The sequence below is a fragment of the Streptomyces griseorubiginosus genome, assembly GCF_017614965.1.
In the GTDB taxonomy this organism is placed as follows: domain Bacteria; phylum Actinomycetota; class Actinomycetes; order Streptomycetales; family Streptomycetaceae; genus Streptomyces; species Streptomyces griseorubiginosus_B.
On the sequence record NZ_WVUG01000333.1, the window covers coordinates 1 to 9,332 of the forward strand.

Genomic DNA, 9,332 nt, shown 5'->3' on the forward strand with positions numbered 1-9,332 from the left:
CCCCCGCCCCGCCGCGCGAGCGCATTCTCGCCGCCGCCATGGAGATGATCGCCGAGCGCGGACTGGAGAAGCTGACCATGGCCGCTCTCGGCCGTGAGGTCGGGATGAGCAGCGGGCATCTGATCTACTACTTCGGCTCCAAGGACGAACTGCTGCTGCAGACCCTGGAGTGGAGCGAGGGCCGGCTCGGGGCCGACCGGGGGCGCCTGCTGGGCCGTACCGGACCGGTGCGTGAGCGGATCGACGCGTACGTGGATCTCTACGTCCCCGACGGACACCGCGATCCGCACTGGACCCTGTGGCTGGAGGTCTGGAACCGCTCGCAGAACGCCGACGACGACGCCCGCGACCGGCAGGCGGCGATCGAGGGCGTCTGGCACCGGGACCTGGTGGCGCTGATCGCGGAGGGGGTCTCGCGGGGCGAGTTCCGCCCGGTCGACCCGGATCGCTGCGCCACCCGGCTGCGGGCGCTGCTGGACGGCTTCTCCGTGCATGTGGCCGTGGGCCTGCGGGGCTGGGACCGGGCGCAAGTTCTCGGCCACGTACGGGAGTTCCTGGACGAGAGCCTCCTCGCGGACGCGTGACCTTCCGCCCGGGTTGTACGCAACTAGGCCGATTGACCCTGTGGACAGTGGTGCGCTTGCCTCGAAACAGCCCTCGGCGCGGGGCCGGGGGACGGCGTCAACGGGGACCACAGGGGGAAACCATGACCAGAGCCGCCGCATGGCGGAGACCGGCCGCGGGTGTCCTGGGCGCGGCACTGCTGCTCGCGCTCACCGCGACCACCACGTCCGCCGCACCGCACCCAGCCCGCGTCCAGCGGGTCAGCACCGCCGCCGACGGCAGCCAGGCCGACGGGGCGTCCAACGACGCGGCGATCAGTGCCGACGGCCGCCGAACCGTGTTCGTGTCGGCCGCCCCGAGCCTCGGCTGCGCGGACTACTCCCTGTGCCTGCTCGTGAAGGACACGGCCACCGGCACGCTCACCAGGATCGACCTCGGCAGCGGGTACCTCTACAGCTCGCCGATGCCCAGCGCCGACGGAAGCCGCATCGGATACTCGGCCGGGACCCGCTTCCTGACCCCGTACCTCTACGACCGCGCCACCGGCCGCTCCGAACGCTTATGGCCGCGAAACCCGCCCGGCTCCAACGAGTTGGGCCGCGTGCAGTCGATCAGCCCGGACGGCACCCATGTCGCGTACACCATCGGCAACCGCAACGGCCCCCAGGCGTACCGGCTGTTGTACGTGCGCGACACGGCCACCGGCACCGACGAGCTGGTCTCACCGGCCGAGGAGGGCCCGAAGCCCGCTGCCTCGGTGAGCGGCGACGGCGAGCGGGTCGCCTACCAGCTCCAGGGCGACGAACAGGACCCGGCCGACGTCTTCGTCAAGGACCGGACGACCGGTGAGCGCGTCCAGGTCGACAAGGGTCTCGGCGTCGCCGAGCTGGTCCGTGTCACCGCGGACGGCCGCCGCGTCCTGTTCAACGCCGAGGGCGGGGTCTACGTCCACGACCTGCGCACCGGCACCTCCGAGCGGGTGGCCGAGGGGCGGGCCTTCTCGGCCACGGCGGACGGCCGGTACGCCGTCGTCTCGGGTGACGACGGCGTCCGGGTACGCGACCTCGGGACGGGCCGGTTCGGGGCCGCCCTTCCACGCGACGCCCAGGAGGGGCCGGACGCGCTGACCGCCAAGGGGTCTTCGGTGGTGTTCAGCTCCGACGCGTCCTCCCTGGTGCCCGGCGACACCAACAAGGAGTCGGACGTGTTCGTCTTCTCCGGCGAGCTCTCCGGGCATCCGGCCCCGATGCCCTCCGTCACCGAACGGATCAGCCTGACCCGGGACGGACAGCAGCGGTCCGGGGCGAGCCACGACCCGGTGATGGGCGAGGGCCGCGTCGTCTCCTTCACCTCTGAGAGCACCTCCGAGAGCGCCCCGGGGACCACCGACGTCTTCGTCAACGCGTTCGGAGACCTCCTCTCGCAGGTGAACTCCGAGACGCAGGTCCCCTCCCACGAGGCGACCCCCTGCTCCAGCGGCCGCATGGTCGGCTATGTGGCCCCGAGCGCCTCCGACGGCGCCCCGGAGGTCTTCATCCGCAACCGCGCGGTCGGCAAACTGACCGGACTCCACTCCTACCGGGGCGTCCGCTTCGCCTGGATGGGACAGCCCGCCGAGGACCCCACCTGCCAGTGGATCACCTACACGGCCACCCTGCCCGCCACCGCCACCGACCCGCACCCCCGGCCGCGGGTCTACCGCGTCCGTTTCTACGACGACAGCACCGACCTGGTCAGCGCCCCCACGGGCGAGGCGGCAGGCCACCCGTCGATCAGCTACGACGGCCGCTACATCGCCTTCGAGCAGGGCGGGAACGTCTACGTCCGCGACCTGGACACCGCCGTCCTGGAGCGGGCCGCCGAGCACGCGTCGGCTCCCTCGCTCAGCCAGGACGGCCGCAGGATCGCCTTCCAGCAGGGCCGTGAGGTCCACGTCCGCGACCTCGACACCGGGGCGACGACCCGGGTCAGGGGCGCCGAGCCCTCGCTCTCCGGAGACGGCAGGAGCGTCGCGTACACCTCGCGGGGCTCCGTCTATGTCCTCGACCTCGCCACCGGGCACCGGCAGTTGGTCAGCGTCGACCGCCGGGGCGGGCGCAACGACCTCCCGGCCGGGCACCCCGCCGTCAACACCGACGGCACGGTCGTCGCCTTCGAGTCGGCATCACCCGATCTGGTGCGGGGGGACACCAACGGCGTCGCGGACATCTTCCTGCGAACCGTTTCATGACGGGCGGCACCGGATCCGCCGGCTCCATAGCGTCCGTCACCTGATGTGATCGACCGCATCCTGAGACAACGGTGAGCGGAGCGCGGAGGCTGTGCCAGACTGCCTCCGTGCTCTCGTTCGCCATGATTATTGGCAGCAGGCGCGCCGGTCCGCAGTGACCGCCACGTACGACCAGGTACGGGCGGACACCGTCGTCCTCGACCCGCGCGCAGACCTCTCGCACCCGCGAGAGGTTTTTCGCTTTTCTGGCCCACCTTCAGCCGGAGGCAAAGCGCGAGGGATCATGGGAGGACGGTGGAGCCGGTCATTCCGGTAACGACATATCCACTGGGATCCAACACAGGAGCCTTGACACCATGACCGCAACCAGCGAGCTCGACGATTCGTTCCACGTCTTCGACACCACCCTGCGCGACGGCGCGCAGCGCGAGGGCATCAACCTCACCGTCGCCGACAAGCTCGCGATCGCACGGCACCTGGACGACTTCGGCGTGGGCTTCATCGAGGGCGGCTGGCCCGGCGCCAACCCCCGGGACACCGAGTTCTTCGCGCGTGCCCGCCAGGAGATCGACTTCCGGCACGCCCAGCTCGTCGCGTTCGGCGCGACCCGCCGCGCCGGCGCCAAGGCGAGCGAGGACCCGCAGGTCAAGGCGCTCCTCGACTCGGGCGCCGAGGTGATCACCCTGGTGGCCAAGTCCCACGACCGCCACGTCGAACTCGCGCTGCGCACGACCCTCGACGAGAACCTCGCCATGGTCAGTGACACGGTGTCCTACCTGGCCTCCCAGGGCCGACGCGTCTTCGTCGACTGCGAGCACTTCTTCGACGGCTACCGGGCGAACCCGGATTACGCGAAGGCGGTCGTCCGAGCGGCATCGGACGCCGGCGCCTCCGTCGTCATCCTGTGCGACACCAACGGCGGCATGCTCCCGGCCCAGGTCCAGGCCGTGGTCTCGACGGTCCTCGCCGACACCGGCGCCCGCCTGGGCATCCACGCCCAGGACGACACCGGCTGCGCGGTCGCCAACACCCTCGCCGCCGTGGACGCCGGCGCGACCCACGTCCAGTGCACGGCCAACGGTTACGGCGAGCGCGTCGGCAACGCCAACCTCTTCCCGGTGGTCGCGGCACTGGAACTGAAGTACGGCAAGAAGGTCCTCCCCGACGGCAGGCTCCGCGAGATGACGAGGATCTCGCACGCCATCGCGGAGGTCGTCAACCTCACGCCCTCCACCCACCAGCCCTACGTGGGCGTCTCGGCCTTCGCCCACAAGGCGGGCCTGCACGCATCCGCGATCAAGGTCGACCCGGACCTGTACCAGCACATCGACCCGGAGCAGGTCGGCAACACCATGCGGATGCTGGTCTCCGACATGGCGGGCCGCGCCTCGGTCGAGCTCAAGGGCAAGGAGCTCGGTGTCGACCTGGGCGGCGACCGCGAGCTGGTGGGCCGGGTCGTGGAGCGGGTGAAGGAGCGCGAGCTCAAGGGCTACACCTACGAGGCGGCCGACGCGAGCTTCGAACTGCTCCTGCGCGCCGAGGTCCAGGGCAAGCCCCTGCGCTACTTCCAGGTCGAGTCCTGGCGGGCGATCGTCGAGGACCGCCCCGACGGCACCCACGCCAACGAGGCCACGGTCAAGCTCTTCGCCAAGGGCGAGCGCATCGTCGCCACCGCCGAGGGCAACGGCCCGGTCAACGCCCTCGACCGCGCCCTGCGCGTGGCGCTCGAGAAGATCTACCCCCAGCTCGCCAAGCTCGACCTGGTCGACTACAAGGTCCGCATCCTCGAGGGCGTGCACGGCACCGAGTCCACCACCCGTGTCCTGATCTCCACCTCCGACGGCGCGGCCGAATGGTCCACGGTCGGCGTCGCGGAGAACGTGATCGCCGCGTCCTGGCAGGCCCTGGAGGACGCTTACACGTACGGGTTGCTGCGGGCCGGGGTGGAGCCCGCGGAGTAACTCCACCGGTCGGCGGGGGCCTTCGTCCGGCGAGGCTCCCGCCGCGGCACCCCGCGTCCACGACGGGGCCGGGGGCGGCTCCTGCCGTCTTGACTGTTCCCTGCGCCACTCGTTAACTCACGGTGTGAACTAAGTCATCTGCGAGACACGAGAGTTGAGGGAAGGTCATGCGAAGAACCGCCCTGCTCGTCTCCACCGCCTTGCTCACCGCCCTGCTGCCCCTCGCCGTCGCGCGGGCGGCCGACAACGACCCACCGCCCGTCCCCGTCGACCGCTTCGAGGGCGAGGTCCCCTTCGCCTCCCAGCCCGCCGAGGGGATCTTCACCTGGGGCGGCGACGGTGACGACCCGCCCGCGCTCCGGCTGGCCGCGAGGTCCGACGCCCCCGAGGGCGCGAAGGTCCTCGCCGGCACCTACGACATCAGCGGCTACGGCGGCTTCACCCACGACTACGCCGCCGACGCCCCCGCCCACGACTGGTCCGCCCACAAGGGCATCCGCTTCTGGTGGGACGGCCAGGACAACGGCAAGAAGATCGCGTTCGAGCTCAAGGACGGCGGAGCGAACGGCGAGGCCTCCGAGCTCTGGACGACCTCGTTCACCGACGACTTCACCGGCTGGAAGCAGATCGAGATCCCCTTCACCGACTTCGTCTACCGCACCGACTACCAGCCCGTCGGCGGCATCGACCACGTCCTCGGGCTCACGCAGATGTGGGGCTACGCCCTCACGCTCCCGGTCGGCGTCAAGGGCGAGTTCGCCATGGACGACGTCGAGCTGTACGGCAGGGCCGACCAGTCCCTGCGGGCGGGCGTCACGACCGACTCGGCCGTCCACCCGGTGCGGGAGGGCGGCACGGCCACCGTCGAGGTCACCCTCGCCACCACCGGGTCCGCCCCCGTCGACGGCCCCGTCACCGTCCACTACGAGACCGCCACCACCGGCACCGCCACCCCCGGCAAGGACTACACCCCCGTCTCCGGCACCCTCACCTTCCCCGCGGGCACCGCCTCCGGCGCGACGCGCACCATCACGGTCCCGACCCTGAAGGACCGGTCCGCCGAGACGGCCGAGACGATCCCGCTGAAGCTCACCGTCACCGGTGCGAAGCCGCCCGCCGAGACCCCGCAGATCGTCATCGACGCGCACGGACTGCCGTATCTCGACGCCAAGTTGCCGATCAGGAAGCGCGTCGCCGATCTCCTCTCCCGGATGTCCCTCGCGGAGAAGGTCGGTCAGATGACCCAGGCCGAGCGCGGGGCGGTCGGGGAGGGCGCCGACGTCACGGCGTACGACCTCGGCTCGCTGCTCTCGGGCGGCGGCTCCACCCCGACGCCCAACACCCCGGCCGCCTGGGCCAGGATGATCGACGGCTTCCAGCTCCGCGCCCGGGCCACCCGCCTGCAGATCCCGCTCATCTACGGCGTCGACGCCGTCCACGGCCACAACAACCTGGCCGGCGCCACGATCATGCCGCACAACATCGGCCTCGGCGCCACCCGGGATCCCCAACTGGCCGAGAAAACAGGCGCGGTGACGGCCAGTGAGGTCCGCGCCACCGGCATCCCCTGGGACTTCGCGCCCTGCCTGTGCGTCTCCCGCGACGAACGCTGGGGCCGCTCCTACGAGTCCTTCGGCGAGGACCCGGCCCTCGTCCAGTCCATGGAGACGATCATCCAGGGCCTCCAAGGCGCCCCGAACGGCCGGGACTTGAAGGACGACGACAAGGTCCTCGCCACCGCCAAGCACTTCGTCGGCGACGGCGGCACCGAGTACGGCTCCTCCACCACCGGCACCTACACCATCGACCAGGGCGTCACCAAGGTCACCCGGCAGCAGCTGGAGGCCGTCCACCTGGCGCCGTACCGGACGGCCGTCGAGCGTGGCATCGGCACCGTCATGCCCTCGTACTCCTCGCTCGACATCCTCGGCGACGGACAGGGCCCGGTGAGGATGCACGCCCGCGGCGACATGATCAACGGGGTTCTCAAGGGCCGTATGGGCTTCGACGGGTTCGTCATCAGCGACTGGAACGCCATCGACCAGCTCCCCGGCGACTACCCGGCGCACGTGCGCACCGCGGTCGACGCGGGTGTCGACATGATGATGGTGCCGTACGGCTACAAGGACTTCACCGCGACCCTGGCCGACGAGGTCGAGGCAGGCCGGGTCGGCGAGAAGCGGATCGACGACGCCGTGTCGCGCATCCTCACCCAGAAGTTCCGGCTCGGCCTCTTCGAGCATCCGTACGCCGACACCACGGGCGCCTCCCGGATCGGTTCCGCCGCGCACCGGGCCGTCGCCCGGCAGGCGGCCGCCGAGTCGCAGGTGCTGCTGAAGAACGCGCACGGTGTCCTGCCGCTGAGGAAGAACCAGAAGGTCTACGTCGCCGGGTCCAACGCCGACGACCTCGGCAACCAGACCGGCGGCTGGACCATCACCTGGCAGGGCGCCTCCGGCACCCACACCCGGGGCACCACCATCCTCGACGCGATGCGCAAGGACGGGGACGTCACCTACTCCAAGGACGCCTCCGCTCCCACGTCCGGGTACGACGTCGGCGTGGTCGTCGTCGGTGAGACCCCGTACGCCGAGGGCGTCGGAGACGTCGGCAACGGCCACGACCTGCAGTTGTCGGCCGCCGACCAGGCCGCGGTCGACAAGGTGTGCGCGGCCATGAGGTGCGCGGTGCTGATGGTCTCCGGGCGCCCCCAGCTGATCGGCGACCGGCTCGGCCGGATCGACGCGCTGGTGGCCTCCTGGCTGCCCGGCACCGAGGGCGACGGAGTGGCCGACGTCCTCTACGGCAAGCGGCCCTTCACCGGGCAACTCCCCGTCACCTGGCCCAGGTCCGAGGCCCAGCTGCCGATCAACGTCGGCGACGCCTCCTACGACCCTCAGTTCCCGTACGGCTGGGGCCTCACGACCGGGAGCAAGGTGCCGTCGGGCGGCGCGGCCACGCTGAAGGCGCTCGGCAGCGCGGCGGTGGCCGCCGAACGGGCCGGGGCGGACGCGGCCGGCCGCGCACTCGTCACCAAGGCCCGGCTGATCGTCCAGGAGAAGGTGGGCCAGGGCATCACGGCGGCGATCGCGAAGCCCTTCGCCGACGCGGACCATCTCTCCCTCACCGGGCGGTACGGGGCCGCCGTACAGAAGCTGACCGAGGCCTACCAGGCAGGCTGAGCGAGGCCACCACCTGCACGGATGACCAGTTTTGGGAGGCTTCGGGTAGCTTCGAACCATGAAGGCCGTCGCTTGGACCCGAAGCCTCCCAGGGCTGCTGGTGGCCCTGTTGCTCGCCGCGCTGACCGTCCTGTCGGCCGGCGCGCCACCCGCCTCGGCCGACACCAGCGTCTCCACGATCGCCGAGGCGCTGCGCAAGAGCCCCGTCTATGTCGATCCCGCGGCCTCCGGGCAGTTGTCGAAGTCGGACGCCGACGCTCTCGCCAAGGAGATCAAGGACGCGGGCAAACCGCTCTTCGTCGCCGTCCTCCCGGCCGGCTACCCCACGCAGGACCTCTTCCGTAACCTCCGTACCGCCACGGGAATCACCGGCCTGTACGCGATCCGCCTGGGCGGGCGCTTCGACGCCCGCGCCGACTCCTCGGTCCTGCCCCGCACCGCCGTGGAGAACCTGGTCACCAGCGTGCGGCCCGAGAGGGACACGAAGACCCAGCTGACCGACTTCACCGACCGCGCCCTGGTCAACATGGGCGGTACGGCACCACCCGGCTGGCGGTCCCGGACCTCCGGCGGCGGGGTGTCGGCCACGGCGCTGATCGCCGTGGGCGCGGTGCTGGTCGCCGGGGGCGGGGGAGCGTACGCGCTGGTACGACGGAACAGGCGCCGGCGGGCGGAGGAGGAGCGGGCCGCGCTGGAGCGGCTGCGGGTCGTCGTGGACGAGGACATCACGGCGTTCGGCGAGGAGCTGGACCGGCTCGACTTCCACCCGGCGGAGGCGGGCGCGGACGACGCGATGCGCGCCGACTACGAACGCGCCCTGGACGCCTACGAACAGGCGAAGTCGTCCATGGCGGCCGCGCAAAAACCCGAGGACGTCCGGTCCGTCACCCAGGCCCTGGAGGACGGCCGCTTCAGCCTCGCCCAGCTCGCCGCCCGCCGCGAGGGGCGTCCGCTGCCCGAACGCCGGCCGCCCTGCTTCTTCGACCCGCGCCACGGCCCGTCCGTCGCCGACGCCGCCTGGACGCCCCCGGGCGGCGCCCCGCGCGAGGTGCCGGTCTGCGCGGCGGACGCGACCCGCATCGCGGACGGCCGCGACCCCGTCATCCGCGAGGTCGACACCGACCACGGCCGCCGCCCCTACTGGGACGCGGGCCCGGCATACGGCCCCTGGGCGGGCGGTTACTTCGGCGGCGGGCTCCTGCCCGGTCTCCTCGTCGGCACCCTCCTCGGCAGCATGATGGCGACCCCGTCCTACGCGGCCGACTACGGCACCGGCTACGGCGACTTCGACGCATACGGTCCCGGCGGCTACGACGGCGGAGACGTCTCGGGCGCGGACTTCGACCCCGGCGACTTCAGCGGCGGCTTCGGCGACGGGGGAGGGGACTTCGGGGG

The 9,332-nt window shown here is 71.6% G+C and carries 5 protein-coding genes; all 5 read left to right on the top strand.

What is annotated here, in order from left to right; all coding sequences use genetic code 11:
* A partial coding sequence (locus GRC12_RS37655; protein ID WP_208784722.1) for a TetR/AcrR family transcriptional regulator occupies positions 1-584 on the top strand: 584 nt, incomplete at its 5' end.
* Between the two features lie 122 nt (positions 585-706).
* Positions 707-2,794 carry a PD40 domain-containing protein gene (locus tag GRC12_RS37660; RefSeq protein ID WP_208784723.1) on the top strand — a complete coding sequence of 696 codons (2,088 nt, stop codon included), beginning with the start codon at positions 707-709 and terminating at the stop codon, positions 2,792-2,794.
* Between the two features lie 356 nt (positions 2,795-3,150).
* A complete protein-coding gene (gene cimA, locus GRC12_RS37665) occupies positions 3,151-4,755 on the top strand; it encodes a citramalate synthase (RefSeq protein ID WP_208784724.1) in 1,605 nt (534 codons plus the stop codon).
* Positions 4,756-4,922: 167 nt separating this feature from the next.
* Positions 4,923-7,937, top strand: coding sequence for a glycoside hydrolase family 3 protein (locus GRC12_RS37670; RefSeq protein WP_208784726.1), 3,015 nt, complete (start codon positions 4,923-4,925; stop codon positions 7,935-7,937).
* A 58-nt stretch (positions 7,938-7,995) separates the two neighbouring features.
* Positions 7,996-9,332 (top strand): hypothetical protein (locus GRC12_RS37675; RefSeq protein ID WP_208784728.1); only part of this gene is annotated, 1,337 nt, incomplete at its 3' end.